Genomic DNA, 25,500 nt, shown 5'->3' with positions numbered 1-25,500 from the left:
GCGTCAAACTTGCGGGGACATTACAGAACTTGATTATCCAAGCACAAACACACTTCCAAACTTACACATAAATTTTACAAATATCCAACTTTACTCATCAACTCGCCTACACATTAAACCTAAAGTGCATTATATCCCCATCTTGCACGATATATTCTTTCCCCTCAATCCGCATAGCCCCTGCTTCTTTTACCTTTGCTTCTCCGCCATACTTGATAAAATCATCATAGCTTATACATTCCGCACGGATAAAGCCCTTTTCAAAATCCTTATGTATCACACTAGCCGCCTTTGGTGCTAAATCCCCACGCCTAATCGTCCAAGCCCGAACTTCTTTCACCCCCGCAGTAAAATAGCTAATAAGCCCAAGCCGTGAAAACCCCTCTCTAATAATCTGCTCTAGCCCACTCTCACTTGCCCCCAGACTTGCCAAAAACTCTGCCCTTTCACTATCCTCCATTCCTACCATTTCTTCTTCAATCTTCGCACAAAGCTTGATAGCAATGCCCCCATTTTTCTCGGCATATTCACGCACTTTTTTTACATATTCGTTATCAGATTCTAGCCCATCTTCACTCACATTTGCTCCATACATCACTTCCTTATTTGTGAGAAATCGTAGCTCACGATTAAGTGTTACAAACTCTTCGCTCTCTTTTTTAGCAAAGGTTTTGACCGGCTTATTAGATTCTAAATGGGCTAAAAGCTCTTGTGCAATAGAGAGGTGTGCGTTTGCACCCTTTTGTGCCTTGCTCTCTTTTTGTAGCTTTTCAATGCGTTTGTTTAGACTTGCCATATCGGCAAAAAGCAGTTCTAGCTCAATAATCTCAATATCGCTAATAGGGTCAATCCGCCCTTCCACGTGTGTAATATTAGAATCTTCAAAGCACCGCACAATATGCAAAATCATATCCGCTTCTTTAATGTTTGCTAAAAACTGATTGCCTAGCCCTTCACCCTTACTCGCCCCTCTTACAAGCCCCGCAATATCCACAAACTCCACGACTGAATGTTGAATCTTTTGAGGATTTACTATCTTTGCTAACTCATCTAGCCTAGAATCTGGCACAGGCACAACCGCCTTATTTGGCTCAATCGTGCAGAATGGATAGTTTGCCGCCTCCGCATTTTGTGCCTTTGTAAGTGCGTTAAAGGTCGTAGATTTACCAACATTTGGAAGCCCAACAATACCAATTGAAAGTCCCATAGCTACCCTTTCACAGCTTGTGTAAGGATAAACTCAATCCCAGCTCTCACTCCAGCTCCACTACCCCCACTTGGGTTAATATCCCACTCTTTTTCCACATACGCAGGACCGGCAATATCAATATGCAGCCACTTATCCTTATACTCATCGCGGATAAACTCACTCAAAAATAACCCCGCACTAATCGCCCCACCATAGCGACTTGAGCCGACATTACACACATCAGCGATTTTAGATTCTATAAGCTTTTTTAAGTGTCTATTAAAAGGCAGGCACGCCATAAGCTCTCCAGAATCTAACGCAATCTTTTCAAATTCTAGCTTTAGCTTATCATTATGCCCCATAATCCCACTTGTATATTCCCCCAACGCCACGACACAAGCCCCTGTGAGTGTCGCAAAGTCAATTAAAATATCAGGCTTCAAATCTTGAGCATAGCTCAAGCAATCAGCCAATACCAAACGCCCCTCCGCATCGGTATTTCTCACTTCTATACTCTTGCCCTCCCTAGAATACAGCACATCATCAGGCTTGTAAGCATTGCCACCTATCATATTTTCCGCCGCACCTACAATGCTATGCACCTCTACATTTGCCCCAAGTCTAGTCACAGCTCTAATAATCTCCATAACCGCACAGCCACCGCTCTTATCAGCTTTCATTGTTACCATAAAATCCGCTGGTTTGAGCGACAGCCCCCCACAATCATAAGTCAGCCCCTTACCTACAAGCACCACTCTTTTTGTCGCACCCTTTGGCTTATAGCTCAAATGAATTAAACGCGGCGGATTACACGAAGCACGATTCACTGCTAGAAATGCGCCCATTTTTTCCTTTTCCAAAAGAGATTCATCTAAAATCTTACATTCAATCTTATCTAGCTCTTTGCTTAAGCCTTTAGCATATTTGGCGAGATATTTTGGCGTAGCCACCTGTGGGATAGTGTTAATAAGCTCACGCGTGGCATTGACAGATTGAGCGATAATTTCAGCCTTTGTAACAATGCTAGAATCTAAACTCGTTTTTTGCTCCACTAGAACAAATTCTTTCAAAGCATTTGCCTTTGGCTTACTCTTATAGCTCATACATTCATATTCCCCACACAATGCTCCCAAAAGCAAGGCATACGCCTTTTTGTTATCTATCTTGCCTTCAATGCTTACATTCACACCCTCATAAGGCAAACCTTTAAAATACCGCACGATATTTGCTCCAGATTCTCGCAAACAATCAGATTCTAGCTCATCTACACACACCACAAGAATCCTGCCCTCTTGTAAGAAAAACTTCCCCTCACCCTCAAAGCCAAAAGGTTTGCACAGCTTGGCATAAGCCGATTTACCAAACGCACTTTTTGCCATTACAACACATTGTGCGTATTTTTTTTCATTCTTTATACTCTTTGAAATGCTTACTTTCATTATGTCGCTCCTTTGTTTTATTTAGCCTTTGAATCTAGCTCACTTTGAATCTTAGCAATCCTTTTATCCATCTTTTTGGTTTGGGAGTTAAAATACCACCAAACACCTCCACCAATCACAATAGCAAGTGGTATCAGCAAATATGGACGATCTTTAAACCAATCAAGCACGATGAAAATCTCTTCACCAAAAATCCGAGTTAGCACAATGGTAATTGCCGCCCAAACCCACGCTGAAAAAAGATTAATAATCGCAAATTTTAACGCACTATAACGCGTTGTGCCAATACTCATAGGAATGATTGTCCGCATACCATACATATAGCGTTGTATAAAAATAATAGACCAGCCATATTTTTTTAAAAGCAAATGTGCTAGGGCGAACTTGCGTCTTTGCGAGGTAAATTCCTCCTGAATCGTCTTGCGATTAAAACGCCCAATGTAAAAATAAATCTGATCGCCCACAAAGCCCCCAAGTCCCGCAACAAAAATCGCCAAAAACAGATTCATTTTTCCATCGTGCACAGCAAGTCCAGCAAAGATAAGTCCTAGCTCACCCTCCAAAATCCCCCAGCAAAATAAAATAAGATACCCCCAAGTCTCTACATATCTATCCCAAAGCTGTGTAATAAACTCTTCAAGCGAGAATCCAGACTGCTTATACAGCACAATAAGTCCTATAATAACAGCAAACACTAATCCCCACACAAAAATGCGTTTAGGATTATGCTGAATATAAGCAAAAAATCTTTGTACAAAACTCATTTATTTTCCCTCATAGTCCAAAATGCTAAATACTTTTGTATGTGAAAGGAGCTTTTTCTCACCCTGCAAACCTTTTAGATTAATAATAAACGCTGCCTCCACGCATTCTGCCCCCATAGATTCTATAAGCTTCACGCTTGCCTCTGCCGTGCCACCTGTGGCAATCAAGTCATCTACCAACACAACTTTGGGATTTTTCACTTCCCTAAAGGCATCAATATGCATCTCTACTTCATCAAAGCCATACTCCAAGCTATATTTTTCACTCACGGTTGTAAAAGGGAGTTTGCCCTTTTTGCGTATAGGCACAAAGCCCACACCCATAGCAAATGCCAAAGCCGAGCCAAAGATAAAGCCCCTTGCCTCAATACCAGCGATAAAATCAATCTTCTTATCCATATAGCGATTTTTTAGAATCTCAATGACCCCATTAAAAACCTCCGCATTGCCAATAAGTGTGGTAATATCGCGGAAAATAATATCAGGCTTTGGATAGTCGGGTATGGCACGTATAGAATCTGCTATTTTTTGTTTGTCTATGGTATTCATTCAAGCTCCTTTGCGTGTTTTTAAAATAGAATCTTAGAGTAATGCCTCTATTTTTTGCTCTAAGTCTTTGATTCTCGCTTTGTATTTATCAGTCTCAACTCTGTATTGAGAATTTCGCGATTTTAGCACCTTCACTTCATTTTTTAAGGCATTCATCTCTTGAGTAAGAATGTCAATATTCCCCAATGCCCTTTGCAACTGCAATTGATGCTTGCGGATAAGAATCTCTGCTTCATTGAGTGTTAGCTTCATTGCCGCGGAGTTTCTCTCCTCCTTTTGTGCCACAGAGCGATAGAAAAATGTCCGCACAAGCATATACAATACAAATAAAATAAAGCCTGTTAAAAAAAACCATTGTGCGATAGAAGTCCCTGTATTCCCCATTTTATCTCCTTATTGCCACCTAGATTCTACTCCATATCCCCTAGCTTCTCAACCCTCTGTGCGTGTCGCCCACCCTCAAATTCAAAATCCACAAATGCTTCAAGAATTGACTCCACTTCGCCCACGCCACTGATACGCTCACCCATACACAAGACATTAGCATCATTATGTAACCTTGCCATTTTTGCCATATACGCATCGTGGCATAATGCTGCACGGATATGCTTGTAGCGATTAGCAGCAATGCTCATTCCAATTCCACTTCCACAGATTAAGATCCCCTTATACTGCGGATTTTCTTTTAAAACATCGCATACTTTTTTAGCATAATCGGGGTAATCCACCCTTTGTGTATCTTGCGGGGCTAAGTCAATCACGCTAAAGCCTTTTTCTCGCAAAAAAGTCATCACAAAATCTTTTAGATTCGCTCCAGCGTGGTCTGTGCCTATCACATAGGTTTGTTTTTTGTTTTCTCTCATCTTTATCCCTTTTATCTCTATTTTACAGCTTTATTTTGGCATTGCCTCTCTCATTTTCTGCTCCAAGCCCTCCGTTGTTTTAAACATTCTCTCCCAGCGGATTGTATAACGCTTACTCTTATCCACATCTGCCCCAGATTCTTCGCTATTTGCCTTATTGAGACTAAGATAGATAAACCACGGCTTCCCTACAATATTTTTATACGGCACACTTCCCCAAAATCGTGAATCAAAGCTGTTATTGCGATTATCACCGACCATAAAAAATTCATCTTGTTTGATTTTGATATAAAACATATCATCATATTTTTCCATACTGCGGATTGTCCTATCATTAAACATATCCGTGAAAGCGACATTTCTATCTTCTATAAGCCCACTTGTATCTGTGATATATTCTTTTTTCCACAGCTCACAGCCAAGCTCCCCATCGCCCATATTTGCGTGTCCTGCTCCCTCTACGCACACTCTTTTATAGAGCTTTCCTTGCTCGTCTATTTTATAACGACTTTCACTATACGGATTCTCATAATACACACTTTGATAAGCAATGCCCGGATGCTGTCCCATATACGGCTCTTTGACAAAGAGTTTGCCAAATCGCTCCACAAGCACATAACCAGAAAAATGCTCTCTTATATATTCATCGCCCTCAAATGGACGCAGATACATTCCGTCCTTATCAAAAATCACTTCATCACCGCCCACAGCAAAAGTGCGTTTGACATAATACACCTTTTGTTCGTGTGGGGGGATAAAGACAACAACATCACCCCTTTTTGGTCGCTCTCCCTCAAACAAATGCCCATTCCCACGAAAATTAGGCAATATATTCACCTCAACCCAAGGGATTCTAGGTATTGGGATTCCATAGCTAAATTTTTTCACAAATAAAAAATCACCTTCATAGAGTGTGCCTACCATTGAACGCGTAGGAATAACAAACGCCTGCATAACAAAAAATATCAAAAACAAAACGATGATAATCGTCCCCGTCCAGCTTGAAACAAATGCTTTTAGTCCATTAAAAAGTTTTTTCATCTCTATATCCTTTGTGTCAAGCGATACAATGCTGCTTTATAGGTATTTTGCAATAGTGTAGCAATTGTCATAGGTCCTACACCTCCGGGCACAGGGGTAATAAAACTTACCTTTTTAGAGACATTTTCAAAATCCACATCGCCCACAAGCACCCCAGATTCCAAACGATTAATACCAATATCCACAACAATTGCACCCTCTTTTATCATATCTGCCTTAATCAGCCCAGCCTTCCCTACACCAACGCATACAATATCCGCATTTTTGGTATAAGCACTCACATCGCGTGTTAGAATATGTGTGCAGCTTACACTCGCTCCCGCATTTAGCATTAATGCAGCCAAGGGCTTACCTACAATATTACTCATTCCTACAATCACAACATCTTTGCCACTTACATCAATATTATAATGTTTTAAAAGATTCATAACACCAAGGGGAGTAGCAGGGACAAAGCTATCAAGATTCACACTTAGTCGCCCCACATTAAAAGGGTGGAATCCATCTACATCTTTTTGCGGATTTATGGCTTCTAGCACTTTAGAAGTTTTGATATGTGAGGGCAATGGAAGTTGGACTAAGATTCCATCAATATTTGGATTTTTATTAAGAATCTCAATGACGGAAAGCAACTCATCTTCAGTGATACTTGGGGGCATTTCGTGTGTTACGGAGTAGATTCCCACACGCTTACACGCCTTAGCTTTCATCTGCACATACGCACAGCTTGCCGGGTCATTCCCCACTAAAATCACTGCCAAACCGGGCGTTATTCCCTGTTTTGCAAGATCTTGGACTTGAGTAATGAGATTTTTTTCAATATTTGCACTTAGAGTCGTGCCATCAAGTAAAGTCATTGTATTAAGCCTTTGTGATTATCATTTCGCTATTATAATACAAGATATTAAAGAAATACTATTAAGCGAGGAAATATGAGTAAAAAACTAATGCTGTGTGCTTTGATTCTAGGGAGTATAAACGCCCAAAGCAAGTTTCTCTCACAAGATGAATATGGTAAGAATCTTTATCAAAATCCGCGTGGTATCGCGTGTAGTAAATGCCACGGAGAGAGTGGAGAGCCTACCATAATAGCCCACTACAAGCATAAGGGTGTTGAAAAAACACTTCTTGCCCCGCGTATTAACAACCTTGAGTTTAGCACCTTTAGCAAAGCATTCAAAAAGCAAAAAGGCGTTATGCCTACATACTATTTGACAGAAGAAGAGATAAAAGCCATTTATATCTACCTCTATCGTCCATAAGCACTTTTGACTACAAAAAGCGGTAAAAAAAGCCAAGATTCTAAAATAACTTTAAAAAAGATAGAGGGAAAGATTCTAAAGGGATTCTAAAAAGAAAAAAGAAATCAACCCTCCCCCTTACTCAAAGGAAGAGAGAAAGGAGTGGCAAGAGTCAAGAGACTAGCTCAACTTAGTTAAGCAATCTTAGGATATTTTGCTGAATAGCATTTGCTTGAGAAAGTGCATAGCTACCAGATTGAGCAAGAATATTAAGCTTACTAAATTCTGAACTTTCAGCTGCAAAATCCACTTCGCGGATAGTAGATTCGGCTGCTTTAACATTCACTTGAGTTACTGTGATGTTATTAACCGTGCTTATCATTTGTCCTTGAACGGAACCAAGGTCAGCTCTAATCTTATCAAGCATTTTCTGTGCAGATTCTGCAATATCCATTGTTACCATAGCACCTCGCAAACTTGTTACACCAGCACCAAGATCCGCACCACCACTTGCGATAACAGCATTGTAGTTCGCACCTGAAGCAGACTTCACATCAGCATTAAACACACCTGTTATATCACGAAGATTTGCTGTTGTTTGAGCGATCTTTGTGTCATCTTTGTAACCTGTTGAGCTGATATTTGTCCCAGAGACAACAATATCTCTCGCATCAGTTCTTACAAGTGAAAGGCGTCCATAGTTTGTAGAGCCATTTTTCAAATCGTGGTTTCCATTTACCATTTCCACAGCAATATCACCTTGATTACCCACAGCACCATCAATTTTTAAATCAATACCGCGTCCATCCATGCTTCTTAGCATCAAGCGACCGAAATTATCAGTATAAGCTTCAACACCTGTATGCATTGTAGCAGCATTGAAAGCCTGAACCAAACGACCATCACTATCATTCTTCTTAATACCAATGATATCCCCAATAGAGATACCATTAATCATTACATTTGCCATACTTCCAGACTTAATAGCCTCATTAGAAGTTGTAATAGTATTAGCTTGAGCACGGATACCTGTTTTATCAGAGTTTTTGTTAATAACTTCCGCCAAAACACCAAGCCCTGTTCCTGCAGATGATGAAATTTTCACAGATTCTAAAGTAATATCATTTACACCATCAACATTTTTAAACACAACCGTTGTTTCACCAGAAGCTGTTACAAGATCACCTGTCTCAATACGCACCTGCCCAATTTTATCAGATGTCGTTGAAGCAATAGAAGCCTTGATCGTTTGATTTGAGTAAGCTCCCACTTGGAATTCTTTATTTGAGAATTGCCCTGAAAGCAACGCCATACCATTATAAGTCGTGGTATTACCGATATTATCAAGCCCCTCAATAAGTCGCTTAATATCCATTTGAATCATTGAGCGAGATTGAGTAGATTGCCCATCTTGAGCTGCCTGAACTGCCTTGGTTTTGATTGTATCAAGGATTTTGATTTGCTCATCCATCGCCTTATCCGCAATTTGGATAATCCCCATACCATCATTTGTATTTCTAATTGCTTGTCCCAAAGCACTTGCTTGTGAGCGTAAGCTATCCGCAATCGTCATACCTGAAGCATCATCTGCTGCCTTGTTAATGCGAAGACCTGAACTCAATTTTTCCATTGAATTTTTGAGGCTGTATTGAGTAAAGGTAGATTGAGCATGTGCGTTGAGCGCATTTATGTTAGTATTGACTTGAAAAGCCATAGTAACTCCTTTTTTTGTTTTTCCTTAGGCGTCCTTGCCCTTGGTTGAAAGACATATCGGCTATGTAAAAATTTTTTAAATAAAATCTGCGAGATTCTGCGTATTTTTGTTAGGAATCCTAGAATCTAAGGCGGTAGCAAGTTACTTTTAGAGACATTGAGAGCGTAAAAGAAGCAAACTTTCGCCCATAATATATAAAAATAACTTTGCCATTGCATAATTGAAGCTTAAAATAAACTTGCCTTTTAGGAGCTTTACAATGGAAGATATATTTGATCCAAAATCCTTAACAATGAGTGTGCTTGCCTCACCAAGTATGGCAAACTTTAGCGGTGTAATGCACGGCGGAGAGCTTATGAAGCTTTTAGACCAAGTAGCCTATGCTTGTGCTACGCGATATTGTGGCTGTGGTGTGGTAACTATTGGCGTTGATGGAATGGTGTTTAAAAATCCCATTCCCATTGGCTCACTTGTGATTTTTCTTGCCTCTGTGAATTATGTAGGGAGCAGTAGCTGTGAAGTGGGGATTAAAGTCATCAGTGAAGATATTAAAAACCGCTTTGTTACACATTGCAATAGTTGCTACTTTACAATGGTAGCCATTGACAAAGAGGGTAAAAAAGTCAAAATCCCTCCACTTACCCCCACCACAGAAGCAGAAAAAAGACGCTTTGAAGCAGCCAAAAAACGCAAAGAGTTTAGAGTCCAAATCAAACCTAACTGAACTTTGACAAGCCCTAAAGCAACATCAATCCAGCATTGCAGAATCTTTGGGGCAATCTCTACATCAAACTTCATTAATGATTTTATGGCTTTTCACATTCCTTTGCCTTTGCTTTCATAAGAAAATTTTCAGCCTTAGCTATACGCCCTTTAAGATAAGAGCTAAAATCAGGGAAAGATTCAAGCAGGATAGCTAAAATCGTGCTTGTGTAGGGCATTGTTTCAAATTCCTTTAATGCCTCTTCATTATTTTGAAAAATAAATCTATTAAGATGTAAATCCGAGACTTTCAAGCGAAAATACACATTGCCATCAGCCACTTGTTCTAAAAGGATTGAAGGCAAGATCTCATCTGTCATTATGCCATTTTCCTTATCAAAAAATAGGCTATACCCACACACGCCTTGCTTTTCTTGCAATCTCCCTAAACGCTCATCTATAAGTAGATTCTGCTTGTAGCACTTCCTATCTGCCACACCCACAACCATAAACCTATCAAAATCAACAAAATATTTACCCATTTGTGAGAAATCTCTCACACCAAAAACCTCCTCCATACGAATCTTAAAAAAATCTGGTGCAATGCCCTCATAGCCTTGAATCTTATACGCTTGATAAACTAAAGAGAGCATAAACTCCACATCTGCAACATCAAGGCAAAATACTTCTCTCTGCTGGGGATTCTGCTCCTTTGTCATAAGCTCGTTAATCTTTTGCATTTCTTGCGGGGATAAATCAAGGGCAATCTTTATAAATCCATATTCATCTTTAGGCTTACTCTCCACAAAGCTAATAGAACTAAAAGCTTCTTTATCGGTTTTTTCTAGCACTCCTAGCATTTCTTTATACAGATTCATATCATCTTCATTTATGACATCATCATATTGAGCGAGTTCAGTTTGAATCCTGCGTAGCAAATCCTCAAAATACTCTCTATCCTGATGTAAGCCCGATAAGATATACGCTCCTACAAACATTGAAGTGAGATAGTTTTGAAAATATGGAGGCAAAAATGTGTGTTGCTGAATCTGATAGAATTGAAAATCTTTTTGCAAATATTCTAGTGCAGTTTCTATGTTGCGTGAAACATTTTCATTTAAAAACGCAAGGGTAAGATAGTTAAGCCCATAGATGTAGTTCCCCACTTCATCTTCTTCACAAGTGTTTTTCAGCGGATTTTGTGTGATTTCTACAATCTCTTTTGCCTGTGGGCTTGAAAAGTCCCTTATTTGAAATAACTCATAGGCTTTTTGCAAACGCTCAGTCTCCGCCCCATCCATATCTCGCTCTATCTGCACTATAAATGAATATGTCAAAAGTTGCTGTAAGATTCTATCTATTGGTATTTGCCCCTGCAACGAAGTATCGCCAAATAGCTCCAAAGCCTTGTCATATAGCTCATAATGTTTAGGTGGAAGAAAATCTTTATATTGCTTAAGATAGTCTTGTGCTTCAGCCTTAAAACGCAAAGTATCCTCCAAACTCCCATCTAGAGAAGTCTCGCCCATTTGACTACATAATCCATAGAGAGTTAAAAGCCGTATTTGAATCTGATATTCTATCACTTCTGCAAGTGAGCCAGATTCTTTGGCATTCTCTTCCTGCCCTAGTAACAAATCCGTGAGACTCTGCATACTGCCTTGCCCCACCAGAAAAAGAGCTAAATCAGTATCAATCTCTAGCTCATAGGCAAGATCTATCGTAATGGCATTTTGTGCTGTCCTTTCCCGCAAATCTTTTTTTATCAAATGGAGTGTTTCAGATATTTGCTGATAAGAACCCACGCCCTTATTCATTTCATAAGCTCTTTGTAGATAGCCTTTGACATTTGCAGAACTAGATAGTGATGTGTCCTGCTGTATATTATTTTGCTCTTTGTCCTGCAAATTTGGCTCATACACGACATAAGCTAGAATCTTATCCATAATATTTGTAAGATTAACATCATTAGATTCAAGCTCCAGCTTAGGCTTTTGTAGTAAAGACTGTGAATCTTGTGTGGTTGTAGAATCATCACTACACGCAAAAAGCATAAACACCACAAGCACAAGGCTTAAGATTCTTGATTTTCTCATTTTTACTCCTTATTTTCTAAGCTCTAGCTCAAAGCTATGCCTCTCTTCACCCACGCTCACTTCTACCTTGATAGCCCCATTTTTTAGCCTATTTGGTGCATAGAGCATAAAGCCACCCTTTGGAGCGGCGTTTGACTCTAGGGTATTTTTCCGCAAGACACTCGCAAAGATAATCGCCCTTTTTGCCCTATTCTCATCAAGCTGAATCTGCCTCTGCATTCTCTCTCGTGCGGAGATAATCATATAATCATACACATAAAATCCCCCCATATACCCACGATAGATAAAAGGTATCCCCACAGGCAGTTCAGGCATAGGAGCAGGAGGCACATACAAATGATAAGATTCTACAATACTCCCAAAGTCATAGTTATCCGTCTTAATCTCACTCTCACTTAGTGGAATAATTTCCTTATTATTTTGATAAATGCGGATATTATCCCTATCAAAAATTACAGGGTGGATAGAGAGATTTTGTGCTAAGACAAAAATAGCTAAAGGGATAGCACTTGAGCCACCAACTTTGCCTTGCCCTATCTCAAGTCGCACCTTACTTTTTTGCTTACTAGAATCTAAAATCCTTGCACCCTCATTATACAAGCTCACATTTTTAACTTCAAGGGTATAACTCGCACAAGCACTTACAAACACACCCACACAAGCAAGAGTAAAAATGAAGCTAAGCGTTGAGATTATAGACTTCAAAGCCAAATCCTAGTAATCACTCTCTTTTGCCTTTACCCCAGCGATACAAAGTAAAATCACCGAAAAGAGATTTGCCACAACTGCTCCTACAACCAACGCCGTAGCAATCTCAATATCACCAAAGACTTGCAAAAACACAAACGCAGGAATAAGATGAAAATCAGCCACCAACGAGCTTGCAAAAAGTTCAGCAGAGAGACTATTTTTCACGCCAATACGCAAAGTCGTAGCAATAAAATTAATCGCTGTTGCAATAAAAAGAATAACGATATTACTCTCATACAAAAAGCCCAAAGTAAAAGTCAAGCTCATTAAGCTGAAAAATACAAAAAATACCTTGCCCCAATCCATATTTTCTCCTTATAAACGACCTTTACAGGCGACCTTTCTCATACATCTCACGCAAACGCTTCTTTTCTTCTTTGCGTTTCAGCTTGGCTGCTTCTTTTTGGTAATACTCTTCAAGGCTAAAGCCAAACATTATAGCCAAGCGTGGTGCAAAAAAGATTGAACTACAAGTCGCCACAATCACGCCAACAAGCATAGGGAGTGAAAAACCTACAATAATCTCCCCACCAAACAAATAAAGTGTCAGCACCACAAAAAATACCGTGAGTGAGGTCAGCAAAGTGCGTGAAAGGGTGCAAGAAACCGCTTCATTAATCACATAACGCATATCTTTTTGACGCTTTATAAGCATTTGCTCACGGATTCTATCAAAAATGATAATCGTGTCATTAATGGAATACCCTATGAGTGTCAGCAAAGCCGCCAAAACATCAAGGTTAAAATCCACACCTACCAAAATCACCACACCAGATACAATAATCACATCGTGCATTAACGCCAAAACACCCGCTAAAGAGAATCGCCACTCATAGCGAAAAGAAATATAAATCATCATCGCCACAAGTGCCAAAGCAAGTGCGACAATACCATTTTGCTTTAGCTCATCACCCACCTTTGGACCAACAGAATCTAACCTTCTTAGCTCAAAATCCCCGCTTGGCTTTAAAAGCGTGATAATATCTTGTGCCATATTCTCATTTACACCTGTTGGAATATATGGAACCTTAAGTAGCACTTCTTGTTTGGAGCCAAACTCACTCACTTGCGAATTTTTAAACCGCTCATCTTTGGCAAGCAACTCTCTAATCTGTGCTAAAGGAGCATCCTTGCTATATTGCAACTGCACCACAGAGCCACCAGCAAAATCAATCCCTAGATTAAATCCTTTCACACCCAAAAGCATAAAAGAAGCCAAAATCAAAACAAGCGAGATAACAAGCCCATAGGAGCTATATTTTACAAAATCATAAACTTTTACTTTTTTAAAGACTTCCATTGTTATCCTTTTATGTTTTGCGTATGATCACTTGGTAGCTTAATCCCAAACCACAAATTGACATTACCACTTTTTATAATCCGCCCCATCATCGCCTGATAAATGCCGTGAGTGCCGACAATCGCAGTCAAAATAGACGCAGTAATTCCAATCCCCATTGTGATAGCAAAGCCCTTAATGGCTCCACTGCCAAAAGCATAGAGCAAAATCGCTGCAATAAGTGTGGTAAGGTTTGAATCAAAAATCGCCCTTGAAGCGTTTGCATAGCCCATTTCTATGGATTTAGCAATGCCAAATCCCCCGCGTAATGCCTCTCTAATTCTTTCATTAATAATAATATTTGCATCAACAGCCATTCCCACGGTAAGCACAATTCCAGCCATTCCGGGCAATGTCAAAGACGCTCCAAAACAAGCCATAACCGCAATGATTAAGATGATATTGACAAACAACGCCACAACAGCAATCACACCAGCCAAAGAGTAATATATCATCATAAAAAGCACCACCAGCACAAAACCACTAAGCAAAGCAATCAGCGATGCTTTAATAGAATCTTCTCCCAAACTTGGACCTACACTGCGTTTTTCAAGCACTTCCATAGGTGCAGGTAATGCACCACTTTTTAACGCAATGGCTAAATCTGTGGCTTCTTCTACGCTAAAGCCCCCACTAATCTGTCCGCTTCCACCACCGATACGCTCTCGTATCACAGGGGCAGAATACACCTTACCATCAAGCACAATCGCCATTCTTTTACCGACATTAGCTCCCGAAAAATCCCCAAAGATTCTAGCCCCTTTTGAATCTAAGCTAAAACTTACAATGGGCTGATTATTTTGATCAAATGCCGCCCTTGCATCTGTCAGCATTGAGCCATCAAGGATAGGCACAGCTTTAAGCAAGATAACTTGATCGCCCCTTGCTTTTTGAGATTCTATTTGGGCATTTAAACGCTCTATCTCGCTAACAAGATTCTCTTTTTTTTGTGAGCTTTTAGAATCTGTGTTGTTTAATAACTCAAGCTGGGCTTGAAGTGAAGTCAGCTGATTTTCTAGTGTTTGCAAGGCAGAATTTGCAAAAGGTAAGATAACATCATTATACTTCTGTGCTTCAAGCTCACTCATTATGCCTACTCGTGCATTTCTCTCCTCATCAACCGCCATCATCTGCAAATGTGCAGGTTTAGCGATTAAATCCCTAGCTCTTTGCTCCTCTTCCACACTCTTAATGCCCGGCAATTGCACTAAAATATTATCTTTACCCTGCTGCGTAACACTTGGCTCAGCTAATCCAAACTCATCTAAACGACTACGAATCGTGCCAATAGCTTGTTTTAATGCACTATCTTTGATTTCCTCTTGGTATTCTTGAGTAAAGCTAATAGTGTAAAAACCTTTATTCTCACTCACCTGCAAACCACTAATGGAAGAAAGGACTTTATCCATCTTTGGCTTCTCATCAGTATCTACAAGCTCAAAGCTTATGTTCCCTTCAAGCACCTTAAGGTTATCAATCAAAATATTTTCTTTTTTAGTATCAAAGACGATTTGTGAGGCAAGAGAAGAAAATCTTGCCTTAATCGCTTCATCAGTTTTTACACCAAGTAGGAGATTAAGTCCTCCTTGCAAATCAAGCCCTAAGGAAATCTTACGCCCTTGAATATCCATAAAAGAAGGCAAACACAAGGCAACGCCAAGCAGTGCTGCTACAATAAACGACCATAAATGATAATTAAAGCCTTTAGTATTTTGAGGCTGAAATGACGACTTTGCCATTTATTCTTGAGCATCACTCTCATCAAGTCTATATGCGATAAACTCTCTTGAAAGCCTTACAATCGTATCGTCATTTAAACGCACACTAAAAAATGTCTTTTCTGCTTTGACAACCTCGCAAATAAGCCCACCAGTAGTGATAATCTTATCACCCTTTTGAAGTGCATTAATCATCTCTTGATGTTTTTTGCGTTTGACATTTGCCGGACGAATAAGCAAAAGATAAAAAATCGCAATAAAAAAGACAATAGGGAGTAATGAGATAAGTGTTTCTTGCATTCCACCTTGTTCCATAGTGATCCTTTAAGAGTAAATTAAAGTGCGGATTCTATCCAAAAATAGTTAAATTTTGGAATAGCTAAGACTTAGCCTTGCCAATTTGATGATAAACAAGCAAAAACATAGACCCAACAACCCCAGCAATACTTGAAGCAAGTAAAATTGCCACTTTTGCTACATCTGCCGAGCTTGGATCATCAAAAGCAAGATTACCTACAAACATTGACATTGTAAAGCCAATCCCCGCAAGCATTCCTGCCCCAAACATATGACTCCAAGTTACGCCCTCGGGACGCGAAGCGATTTTGAGTTTTTCACATACAAAAGTCAAGCCCAAAATACCCAAAGGCTTACCAACAACAAGTCCCAAGATAATGCCAAGCATAATATGATCAATATTAAAATTCACTTCTGCCTGTATATTTACCCCCGCATTTGCAAAAGCAAAAAGCGGCATAATAAAATACGCACACAATGGTTGCAAGGCGTGTTCTAGCCGCAAAAGTGGATTTTGCACCTTTGTAAAATCGTGCGAAAGCTCATTGATGGCACTCATCTGCTCTGTATCAAGCAAAATATTTTTTCTTTCCTTTTCCTTATCTACAAACACCTGCATAAGCTGACGCACCACTTCAATAAAGTCCTTGCTTTGAATCTTGGGCTTCACAGGGATACAAAATGCCAATGCCACAGCGGCGATTGTGGCGTGAATCCCGCCGTGATGCACACAAAACCACAAAATAATCCCAACGCCCAAATATACATCAAGTCGCCTTACCCCAAAGCGATTTAAAACCACCAAAAATGCCACAATGCCAAATGCCGCAAAAAGATAAGCAAAATGTAAGCCTTCAGGTGATGGATAAAAAACCGCAATTACAGCAATCGCTCCCAAATCATCTGCCACAGCTAAAGTTACAAGAAATACTTTCAATGCCAAAGGCACACGCTTCCCAAGAAGTAAAATCACGCCCAAAGCAAAGGCAATATCTGTCGCCATTGGAATCCCAAAGCCGTGATATGAAGGTGTGTTAGCATTCATCACATAATAAATCACACCCGGCACAACCATACCACCAATTGCCCCAATCACAGGAAAAGCCGCCTTAGCAAACCCCGATAAATCCCCAAATAATAACTCACGCTTTATCTCCAAACCCACCATAAGAAAAAATACAGACATCAATACATCATTAATCCAATCGTGAATACTAAAGCCATAAAAATGCCCAGCAAAGCTAAAGCCAAAGGGCTGCTCCCAAAAGTTTTTATATACATCAGCAAAAGGCGAGTTTGCTACAATCATCGCACTCACAGCACAAAAAAACAAAAAAATACCACTAAAAGATTCAGCACGGATAAAATTACTCAATGCTTCTGAAACTTTATTTTGTCTTGTCTGTTTTGTCATTGCTACTCCTTGCCATTAAATCATAAACTTAAATCACACTCTGCGTATCTTTGAGCCTTTGAATCTCATCATCTTTACTTGTCGCTTCTGCTAGATTCTGTTTTTCTATCGTGCTAAGATACACGGCAATCAGCCCAAACACCGCTGCAATAGATGATGCCACAAGAATGGAAATTTTAGACATATCAATACTCATCATATCATCTTTGTAAGCGAGATTTGCCACAAACATTGACATCGTAAAACCAATGCCTGACATCATACCAACAGCCACAATATGTCCGTAATTTAAATCTTTTGGACGCACAGCAAGATTTAGTCTCTCCCCTAAAAAGCAAAATAGCACAACACCTATTGGCTTCCCTACCACTAAGCCCAAAATAGTGCCAACCATCACACTATTGAGGCTTATCTCAACGCCACTTTCAAGCGATACTCCTGCATTTGCAAAAGCAAAAAGTGGCACAAAAAAATACGCACATAATGGCTGCAGGGCGTGTTCTAATCGCAAAAGTGGATTTTTAGCATAGCTGGAATATGTCCCTATGGTATCAAGCATATGCACAAGCTGCGAAGTTTTTACCATATCAATCTTTTTTTCCACATCTTGTGTGCCAAACACAAAGTTTTTGATATTTTTAAAACTCCCTTTCCAAAATCCAAGCTTTTCTGTCTCATTTGTATGAATCACATCATTCCACTCATTTGTAGCCGTTTTCATCTTATCAAACTCTTTGAGCATATTGACAAAATATCGCTTATTCACACGCGTTCGCCCCGGAATCGCCATAGCCAAAATGACCGCAGCAATCGTTACATGAATCCCACTATGATGCACACAAATCCACAGCAAGATTCCAACCAAAAAATATAAAGACAAATGCTTTGTATCGCGGTAATTAAGATAAACTAGCACAACTACAAGTGCTAAAGAAGCATAAATCCACTCTAAATGAATCGTATCCGAATAAAAAATCGCAATGACAGAAATAGCACCCAAATCATCTGCCACAGCTAAAGTTACAAGAAATACTTTGAGAATCTTTGGCACCCTATGACCAAGAAGCATAACAAGCCCCAAAGCAAAAGCTGTATCCGTGCTCATCGCTACACCAAAGCCATTCTCATAAGCTGTGCCAAGATTAAAATACAAATAAATCATTACAGGACATATAATCCCCCCAAAAGCTGCCAAAAATGAAAAACTTACCTTTTTAAATCCCGCAAGCTCTCCATAAAGCATTTCACGCTTCATCTCCAAGCCCACAAGCAAGAAGAAAAATGACATCAGCACATCATTAATAAACTCTTGCACATTAATCTTAATATCAGAATCCCCAAAAAAAGCCCCAAACTCCGTATGAAAAAACTCAAAATATATCTCCGCATAAGGCGAGTTTGCCACAAGCATAGCCACAACCACACAAAACGCAAGCAAGATTCCACCAAAAGACTCGTGCTTAATAAAGGCGTTGAGATTCTCCTGCAATTTATCTTTAACATACGAATGTTTGCTAGGCTTTAATTTTGGCATAGAATCTCCTCCAAAGACAATACGGTAAATATGATTTAGATTCCAAGTTTTAGTGTGGAAAACTTAAGGGGGTTTAAAATCCGCATTATACTTAATTGCAATAGGCTAGTCAAGGGGATATAAGCCACTTTTTAAGATTTATGCTACTTACTTATTTTTTACTTAATTCTAAAATCTATTTGAAGCCTTGCAAGACAAAGATTCTAGCTGCAATATAGAATCTAACCTATGTCTCTACCCTATCAAAGATACCTCACACAACTGCTCACCTTGCTTTCTCAAAGGATACACAATAAAGCCTCGTATTTGCTTATGCTCTTTAGATTCTTTATCCTTGCCATACCGCCTTAGAAACTCCATATATTCACGCACCTGCTGTTTATGAGAATCTTCATCACTTGTTGCACTCTTATAATCTAGCACAATCCACTCTTTCTTATCATACAAAAGCGTATCCATACGATAGAGGCGATTTTCTGCCTTGTAGCTCACTTCACACCTAGCCATCTTGCTTCCAAGCAGATTCTTAAACTCCACACTTTGCATACACGACATAGCTTTTTGCATACAATCTTGTATATTTTCAAGTGTGAGTGCAAAACCATAGCGATTAAATAAAATACTCTGTATATCTTTCACGCTCATTTTATAGCCCAAATGCAGCTCAAACACACTATGCAAGGCATTTCCAAAAATAATATTACGCCAACTCTGCGAATCAAAAATGCCCTTGCTTTCACTCTGTTCCACACGCACAAAATCATCTTGCTCCCCAAGCTTTGGCATTGTATAAAGAAGGCTTTGCATATTTTGCATATTGTGGCTTTTTGACTTAGAAACAAGCTTAGGAATGTCATCAAACTGCCTAGAATTTTCAAGCCCTAGAATCTCAAACTTCCCTTTAGATTTTTGCATCACACTTAGCCCACATTTTGCCCTTGTGAAAGCCACATACAACACATTATGCTTTTCTTGATTAGCATATACATTATATGATTGCAACGCTCCATTATACGCAATATCAAACACTTCACGATGTGGCATTTTATAATAAAGCTGACTCATACTAGCCCCGTGATACTCTATAATAAACCTATCACTACTATTATTTTCTCTGCCTAGCCTATCGCATAAAATCACATATTTAAACTCCAAACCCTTTGATTTGTGAATAGTCATTATTTTTACACCCTGATTGCTTTGTGTTGGGGCATTACAAAGCAGTGAAGGTATCTCTTGTAAAAACTCTTCAATACTCCTATATTCACAACTAAGCTCCAAAAATCGCCAACTCACACTTTGGGCTAAATCTAGCTCTTCAATCAGTGCGAGTATGACCTGCGATGGAGATATGTCAATGTCTAAATGAAGCGATTTGAGCTTATGTAACACAAGGTGAGATGACCCAGATTCTCCCACACAATCGCCAAAATACGATTCTCCAAGTAATTTGAGAATGCTTTTTTCATAGAGTTTTAGCTCTCTATATAGCCTTGCTCTTTCATCATTCTCCTGTCTATTCTCCCATTGCTCCTGCTTGTGAAGTTTAGAATCTACAACAATACACTTCAACGCATAAAGTAAAATTTTCACTTCCTTTTTTTCAAAAAGCCTAGAGTTTGTTTCAGTTACGATATTTAAGTGGGGCATTTGAGCTTGAATAGATTCTTTAAGTGTTAAAATATCATTATTTTTGAAAACCAAAATCGCAATATCATCTTCATCTGCCCCCTGCCCTAGCAATGCCCCCAGCTCATCAACCACTTGTGATACAAGGACATTATCTACCTTTTGAGCTTCCTTTTCTTCCTCACCCACAGGGGCAAAAACTCGCACAAAGCCTATCTCTTGCTCCTTGCTCTCTTGCCTTAAAGTATGCGGATATGCTTGATTAATATAATTTTCAAAGCAACGCGAAAAAGTAGCATTATTAAAGTCAATCACGCGTTTGCTTGAGCGGTAATTATATTCAAGATTCTCTTGTGTCAAAGCCTTTGTAGCCTCTTCAAAAACGCCCGAAAAACTCCCGCGAAACATATAAATACTTTGCTTCTCATCGCCTACAATAAATACACTTCTATCGCCTATGCGTCCATTCCCGGATTGTATTTCATCAATTATAGGTCGCAAAATTTGATACTGCATACAGCTTGTATCTTGAAATTCATCAAGCAAAATATGCGTAATCTTTTCATCTAAACGAAAATAAAAAAACTCCCTGTCTATGTTTTGTGTGAGCAACTCATAATTTTTCATACTCACAGATTCAAAATCTAGCACATTTTTGCTTTTTAGCACTCGCTGTTGTGCGTTTTTAAACCGCGTAAGATAATGTAAAATCCGCAATAGAATCTGCCTTTGCTTTTGATGATAATACATCACAAAAAGCCCATAAATCCTTTCACGCACAGATTCCATAGATGATAAATCATACTTTTTGAGATAAGAATGGTTATCCCAATTTATTAGCATATTAACCGCTTCTATCCGCATAAGATCATCAAATGTTTTATCAAATAGCTTTATCGCCCTCGTAGTAGCATTTTGCCTTTTAAGCTCATCACACACCTTAGTCATATTTATAGTAATCTCTTGAGTGATTTGCTCCAAGCTTAAGCCCTTGGTATCAATCTCATCATAACAAGAATCTAGCAAAATATTATGCGGTAAAAAGGAAAAACTATAAAGCATAGCTAAAAAATCCTGCAACTTTAACCCTTGGGTAAAGCAAAATCCAACAAATTCCTTTATCTCTTTAGACGAAAGTGAGCTTAAAAACATCTCATACATCTCGCCCTTATCTATCTGCCCTATCTCAAACCTTGAAGACACGCCCACATACCAGCAAAATTTTTTCAAAACAGAGTGAAAAAATGAATCAATAGTCGTAATGCGTGAGCTACTTTGCATAAAAGTATGATACAAAGCAGCAATATTTTCACTTATTTGATTATGACTTAGCCCCTTTTGCAACAAAGCCTTATAAATATCATTGCTTTCAAAAGTGCCTGTCTCAAAACTTAATAAAAGACTTTTAAGATGCTCATAGATTCTGCGATACATCTCATTTGAAGCTTTTTTTGTAAAAGTGAGTGTTAGAATCTGATGTGGATTTGCCCCTTGAAAAAGCAAATATATAAAACGCAACGAAAGGCTAAAGGTCTTCCCACTTCCTGCCGATGCTTTAAGTGCCAAAAACTGCTCTTGCATAGTCTATTCCTTATAAAGATTCTTTTTTTACATTGTTATTAAGAGAGTTTAAATTATAACCCAACTCGCAAACTTTTTGCAAATTTTAACCTTGATTACACTTTGCTAAACTTTTATGATACAATAACACTTAAATTATATAAAAATCACTATAAATTTTAAGGAGTTATATATGTCAAAAAGTCTTTATGATACGCTTGAAATAAGCGAAAATGCTTCACAAGATGAGATTAAAAAAGCCTATCGCAAGTTAGCGAGAAAATATCACCCTGACATTAATAAAGATTCTGGAGCAGAAGAGAAGTTTAAAGAAATTAACGCTGCGTATGAAGTTTTAAGCGATGAAAATAAAAAAGCACAATATGATCGCTTTGGCGATACAATGTTTGGTGGGCAGAATTTCCACGACTTTTCACGCTCACAAGGCAGTGGGGCAAACCTTGATGATATTCTTGCTTCAATCTTTGGGCAAGGCGGCTTTGGTGCGGGTAATGGCAGTGGATTCTTCGGTGGAGGATTCGGCGGATTTGGCGGTGGTAGCGGAGATTTTGGCTTTTCAAACTTCAATGCCCCAAATCTTGATGTGCAAGAAAATATCCAAATCCCATTTGAAAATGCCGCCCTTGGTGGAAGCTATCATTATAGTGGGCGAAGCGGGAGCTTTGATATTAAGATTCCAGTCGGGCTAAAAGATAATGAAACAATCCGCCTAAGAGGCAAGGGTAATTCACAAAATGGACACTCTGGGGATTTGCTCCTTAAAGTCAAGGTGCTAGATTCAGCTGAATTTATAAGAGAAGAAGATGATCTACATAAAATCATTGACATTTCACTAAAAACTGCCCTTTTTGGCGGCAAAGTCTCGCTTTCAACGCTTTATGGGGAAGTTACACTCACAATCCCGCAAAATACAAAAAACAACCAAAAATTCCGCATTAAAGGCAAAGGGATTAAAAACCGCAAAAGTGGGATTTTTGGGGATTTATATGTGAAAGTAAATGTTATCTTACCCCGCATAGATGAGCTAAGCAAAGAATCACAAGAAATGCTAAAAACCCAGCTTCCATAATCCAAGCAAAATCAAATAAGGAACGAGAAAATGTATAGTTATGATGAGCCGGTTTATCTTATTAGCGTGGTAGCAAAGATTCTAGAAATCCACCCCCAAACCTTGCGTCAATACGAAAAAGAGGGCTTAATCCAGCCCGGACGCACCGATGGCAAAATGCGTCTCTACTCACAACGAGATATTGATAAGATTAAAACCATACTCAAACTTACACGCGATATGGGTGTGAATCTAGCAGGTGTGGATATTATCCTACGGTTAAAAGAACGGCTTGATGAGCTTGATAAAATGGCAGGAGATTTGCGTGAGGATTTAGCCAAACATCAAGGCAAAACAAATGTCTTACAATCACATCAAAGCTCTTATGAAATCATTTTGTTCAAAAAAAAGTAAAGTTTTCATTTGCTAAATCTCGCCGCCCTACTCCGCCCAGAATCTTTACAAGATTTTATCGCCCAAGAGCATATCATCGCACCTGATACGCCCCTTTTTAAAATGCTAAAACACAACGCCTTGTCACATTGTTTTTTTTATGGACCACCCGGCAGTGGTAAAACCACTCTTGCTGCACTCATTGCCAAAGAACTGAATAAACCTTTTATGAGTTACAACGCCACAAGCTTTAAAATAGAAGAGCTTCGGCAGTTTGTCAAAAGCTATGAGAATACCCTATTCCAGCCCATTATTTTTATTGATGAAGTTCATCGCCTTACCCGCACCCAGCAGGAAGTCTTACTGCCTATTATGGAATCTTATAGTGCCATTATCCTAGGGGCTAGCACTTATAATCCTTTCCATTCTCTTACAAATGCTATCCGCTCTCGTAGCTTCCTTTTTGAGTTAAAGCCCCATTCCAACGCCCATTTAGATTCTATTTTAGAGAAAGCCTTAGCCTATGTAAAAGATTCTAAACATATCCACATAGAGCTTGAATCCCAAGCAAGGGAGTATCTTATCCATTCAAGTGTGGGTGATGCAAGAGCTATGCTAAACCTGCTTGATGCCATAATCAGCACGGGAGAGCATCATATCTCACTGCAAGGCTTAAAAGCCCTGCGTCCCTACGCTCTGCACGATGGGGCAAGTGAGAGTGAAAGCCACTACACGCTTATAAGTGCCTTAATCAAGTCTATTCGCGGCAGTGATGTCAATGCAAGTGTGTATTATTTAGCACGGCTTATTGCGGGAAATGAGAATCCGGAGTTTATCGCAAGGCGACTTGTGATTTTAGCTAGTGAAGATATAGGCAATGCCAACCCAAACGCCCTAAATCTCGCCACTAGCACGATGATGGCTGTAAGTAAAATCGGCTATCCTGAATCTCGCATTATCTTATCTCAATGCGTGATTTATCTTGCTAGCTCACCTAAAAGCAACACCGCCTATAACGCCATAAACGCCGCCCTTGATAGCATTAAGCAAGGCTGTGTGCTAGAAGTGCCAAGTCAAATTCTGCCAGATTCTAGCTCGTATCTCTATCCGCATAATTTTGGCGGCTGGGTGGAGCAAAGCTACCTTGCACAAGATTTACATTTTGTAGAATCCACCACCAAAGGCTTTGAAAAAACGCTCAATGAGTGGCTAGAGAAAATTAAAAATAAAGAGAAAATCACAAACACAAGCAAAGATAAAGGAACAGAAAATGCCTAGATTCTATTTTTATGCCTTGCTTATGCTTTGTGCTATCTCCTATACCTTGGGAGCGGGTATTGATGTCAATCCTGATAAACGCAGTTGGCATATTGAGCTAAAGCGTATCTCAACAAATCTAAGTTCTACTACAATCCAAGGGCAAGATGAATATGTAAAGTTTTCAGATAGCCGTATTAAGGGCGATTCACAGCTTATCGCTCAAGGCTACTTTGATTTAGGGCTTGACTTTTATGCACCGCGTTATGTCGTGTTTAACTCCACTCTTGCCGAGTATGGACGCACCATTCTTGTGCGAGATGATGAAAGAATTAGCAACACCACATTAGATAGAATCTTAATTACCACCGATTATACACACAGAATCTGGTATGTCCCAACATTTGCAGGGGGCTTTGAAATCGGTCCATTTCTCAAGGCAAACTACCAAACCGGCTTTGAAAATAGGCGGCAAATCACACGACTTAACGCGGGAGTAAAACTTTTTGATGGGGTGTATATCAAAGATTTACATTTTAACGCCTTTGGGGAAAAGGACTTCTCACTGAAAACAGAATCTGAAAACTACGGCTGGGAGGGCGGTATCAAACTTGAATATAAATTTAATAAAGATTCAAAGTTTTACTACTTTACAAACTTTCGCCACTATCTTTACAGCTCCGCCTCACAGGAATACAATCCACTCTATCAGCTAGAAATAGAAGTGCGTTTAGATACAAAATTTTACAAAAGACTAGCTATTGCTCCATTTGTGAAATACTATGCCCTGCAGGGACGCAATATCCCAACAAAAGGCGATAATCTCCTGCTTGGATTCTCATTCTCATTCGGGCATATATTCCTTGATGCGACAAAAAAGCAGGAACTCACCCAGATGTAAAGCCCAAGCCAATAACAGAATCTTAAAACAATACAAATTTT

General features: G+C 39.3%; 24 protein-coding genes. 6 read left to right on the top strand and 18 right to left on the bottom strand.

Annotated features, from left to right (window positions below):
- Nucleotides 1–106: 106 nt before the first annotated feature.
- Genes ychF through folD form a run of 8 tightly spaced genes read right to left on the bottom strand, consistent with a single transcriptional unit; the run spans nucleotide 107 to nucleotide 6,702 of the window.
- The gene (gene ychF / locus HCCG_RS05130; RefSeq protein WP_002956376.1) at nucleotides 107–1,207 is read right to left on the bottom strand and encodes a redox-regulated ATPase YchF; all 1,101 of its coding nucleotides are present in this window, start codon (nucleotides 1,205–1,207) and stop codon (nucleotides 107–109) included.
- A gap of 2 nt (nucleotides 1,208–1,209) precedes the next feature.
- Nucleotides 1,210–2,628: a leucyl aminopeptidase gene (locus HCCG_RS05125; RefSeq protein WP_002956375.1), complete on the bottom strand. Its 1,419-nt coding sequence runs from the start codon at nucleotides 2,626–2,628 to the stop codon at nucleotides 1,210–1,212.
- Between the two features lie 17 nt (nucleotides 2,629–2,645).
- Nucleotides 2,646–3,392 (bottom strand): DedA family protein, encoded by a 747-nt coding sequence (locus HCCG_RS05120; protein WP_002956374.1) that lies wholly within the window; start codon nucleotides 3,390–3,392, stop codon nucleotides 2,646–2,648.
- On the bottom strand, nucleotides 3,393–3,941 hold the full coding sequence (locus HCCG_RS05115; protein WP_002956373.1) for an adenine phosphoribosyltransferase: 549 nt from the start codon (nucleotides 3,939–3,941) through the stop codon (nucleotides 3,393–3,395). It abuts the gene before it with no gap.
- 33 nt (nucleotides 3,942–3,974) lie between these two features.
- Complete coding sequence (locus tag HCCG_RS05110) at nucleotides 3,975–4,325, bottom strand: hypothetical protein (RefSeq protein WP_002956372.1); 351 nt, start codon at nucleotides 4,323–4,325, stop codon at nucleotides 3,975–3,977.
- Nucleotides 4,326–4,351: 26 nt separating this feature from the next.
- Nucleotides 4,352–4,804, bottom strand: coding sequence for a ribose 5-phosphate isomerase B (rpiB, locus tag HCCG_RS05105; protein WP_002956371.1), 453 nt, complete (start codon nucleotides 4,802–4,804; stop codon nucleotides 4,352–4,354).
- 30 nt (nucleotides 4,805–4,834) lie between these two features.
- Nucleotides 4,835–5,845, bottom strand: coding sequence for a signal peptidase I (lepB, locus tag HCCG_RS05100; RefSeq protein ID WP_002956370.1), 1,011 nt, complete (start codon nucleotides 5,843–5,845; stop codon nucleotides 4,835–4,837).
- A 2-nt stretch (nucleotides 5,846–5,847) separates the two neighbouring features.
- Nucleotides 5,848–6,702, bottom strand: coding sequence for a bifunctional methylenetetrahydrofolate dehydrogenase/methenyltetrahydrofolate cyclohydrolase FolD (gene folD / locus HCCG_RS05095; protein WP_002956369.1), 855 nt, complete (start codon nucleotides 6,700–6,702; stop codon nucleotides 5,848–5,850).
- 75 nt (nucleotides 6,703–6,777) lie between these two features.
- Here folD and HCCG_RS05090 point away from each other — a divergent pair, with 75 nt between their 5' ends.
- Nucleotides 6,778–7,107 (top strand): c-type cytochrome, encoded by a 330-nt coding sequence (locus HCCG_RS05090; RefSeq protein ID WP_002956367.1) that lies wholly within the window; start codon nucleotides 6,778–6,780, stop codon nucleotides 7,105–7,107.
- A gap of 169 nt (nucleotides 7,108–7,276) precedes the next feature.
- Here the strand turns inward: HCCG_RS05090 and HCCG_RS05085 are convergent, their stop codons facing one another.
- Nucleotides 7,277–8,800, bottom strand: a complete 1,524-nt coding sequence (locus tag HCCG_RS05085; protein WP_002956366.1) for a flagellin A — start codon at nucleotides 8,798–8,800, stop codon at nucleotides 7,277–7,279.
- A gap of 259 nt (nucleotides 8,801–9,059) precedes the next feature.
- Here HCCG_RS05085 and HCCG_RS05080 point away from each other — a divergent pair, with 259 nt between their 5' ends.
- On the top strand, nucleotides 9,060–9,524 hold the full coding sequence (locus HCCG_RS05080) for an acyl-CoA thioesterase (RefSeq protein WP_015453351.1): 465 nt from the start codon (nucleotides 9,060–9,062) through the stop codon (nucleotides 9,522–9,524).
- Between the two features lie 82 nt (nucleotides 9,525–9,606).
- Here HCCG_RS05080 and HCCG_RS05075 read toward each other — a convergent pair whose 3' ends face one another.
- The 9 genes from HCCG_RS05075 to HCCG_RS05035 all read right to left on the bottom strand — a co-directional run bounded on the left by HCCG_RS05075 (nucleotide 9,607) and on the right by HCCG_RS05035 (nucleotide 21,860).
- A complete protein-coding gene (locus tag HCCG_RS05075) occupies nucleotides 9,607–11,598 on the bottom strand; it encodes a hypothetical protein (RefSeq protein WP_002956364.1) in 1,992 nt (663 codons plus the stop codon).
- Between the two features lie 9 nt (nucleotides 11,599–11,607).
- A complete protein-coding gene (locus HCCG_RS05070) occupies nucleotides 11,608–12,303 on the bottom strand; it encodes a hypothetical protein (RefSeq protein ID WP_014666926.1) in 696 nt (231 codons plus the stop codon).
- A gap of 9 nt (nucleotides 12,304–12,312) precedes the next feature.
- Nucleotides 12,313–12,654, bottom strand: coding sequence for a DUF6394 family protein (locus tag HCCG_RS05065; protein ID WP_002956362.1), 342 nt, complete (start codon nucleotides 12,652–12,654; stop codon nucleotides 12,313–12,315).
- Nucleotides 12,655–12,676: 22 nt separating this feature from the next.
- Entirely contained in the window at nucleotides 12,677–13,648 is a 972-nt protein-coding gene (secF, locus tag HCCG_RS05060; protein ID WP_014666927.1) for a protein translocase subunit SecF, read from the bottom strand.
- 2 nt (nucleotides 13,649–13,650) lie between these two features.
- The gene (secD, locus tag HCCG_RS05055; RefSeq protein WP_002956360.1) at nucleotides 13,651–15,426 is read right to left on the bottom strand and encodes a protein translocase subunit SecD; all 1,776 of its coding nucleotides are present in this window, start codon (nucleotides 15,424–15,426) and stop codon (nucleotides 13,651–13,653) included.
- On the bottom strand, nucleotides 15,427–15,720 hold the full coding sequence (gene yajC / locus HCCG_RS05050; RefSeq protein WP_002956359.1) for a preprotein translocase subunit YajC: 294 nt from the start codon (nucleotides 15,718–15,720) through the stop codon (nucleotides 15,427–15,429).
- 64 nt (nucleotides 15,721–15,784) lie between these two features.
- Nucleotides 15,785–17,116 (bottom strand): sodium/proton antiporter NhaA, encoded by a 1,332-nt coding sequence (gene nhaA / locus HCCG_RS05045; RefSeq protein ID WP_002956358.1) that lies wholly within the window; start codon nucleotides 17,114–17,116, stop codon nucleotides 15,785–15,787.
- A gap of 28 nt (nucleotides 17,117–17,144) precedes the next feature.
- A complete protein-coding gene (gene nhaA / locus HCCG_RS05040) occupies nucleotides 17,145–18,650 on the bottom strand; it encodes a Na+/H+ antiporter NhaA (RefSeq protein WP_014666928.1) in 1,506 nt (501 codons plus the stop codon).
- A gap of 234 nt (nucleotides 18,651–18,884) precedes the next feature.
- A complete protein-coding gene (locus HCCG_RS05035; protein WP_002956356.1) occupies nucleotides 18,885–21,860 on the bottom strand; it encodes a RecB-like helicase in 2,976 nt (991 codons plus the stop codon).
- Nucleotides 21,861–22,032: 172 nt separating this feature from the next.
- Here HCCG_RS05035 and HCCG_RS05030 point away from each other — a divergent pair, with 172 nt between their 5' ends.
- Genes HCCG_RS05030 through HCCG_RS05015 form a run of 4 tightly spaced genes read left to right on the top strand, consistent with a single transcriptional unit; the run spans nucleotide 22,033 to nucleotide 25,459 of the window.
- Nucleotides 22,033–22,929 carry a DnaJ family protein gene (locus tag HCCG_RS05030; protein WP_002956355.1) on the top strand — a complete coding sequence of 299 codons (897 nt, stop codon included), beginning with the start codon at nucleotides 22,033–22,035 and terminating at the stop codon, nucleotides 22,927–22,929.
- A gap of 30 nt (nucleotides 22,930–22,959) precedes the next feature.
- A complete protein-coding gene (locus HCCG_RS05025; RefSeq protein ID WP_002956354.1) occupies nucleotides 22,960–23,322 on the top strand; it encodes a heat shock protein transcriptional repressor HspR in 363 nt (120 codons plus the stop codon).
- A 9-nt stretch (nucleotides 23,323–23,331) separates the two neighbouring features.
- Nucleotides 23,332–24,579 (top strand): replication-associated recombination protein A, encoded by a 1,248-nt coding sequence (locus HCCG_RS05020; RefSeq protein WP_014666931.1) that lies wholly within the window; start codon nucleotides 23,332–23,334, stop codon nucleotides 24,577–24,579.
- Complete coding sequence (locus HCCG_RS05015; protein ID WP_002956352.1) at nucleotides 24,572–25,459, top strand: hypothetical protein; 888 nt, start codon at nucleotides 24,572–24,574, stop codon at nucleotides 25,457–25,459. Before HCCG_RS05020 ends, HCCG_RS05015 begins: the two co-directional genes overlap by 8 nt.
- Nucleotides 25,460–25,500 lie beyond the last annotated feature (41 nt).

The organism is Helicobacter cinaedi CCUG 18818 = ATCC BAA-847 (assembly GCF_000155475.1).
In the GTDB taxonomy this organism is placed as follows: domain Bacteria; phylum Campylobacterota; class Campylobacteria; order Campylobacterales; family Helicobacteraceae; genus Helicobacter_C; species Helicobacter_C cinaedi.
Note: the sequence above shows the minus strand (reverse complement) of the source record. Positions and strands in the feature narration are given on the sequence as shown.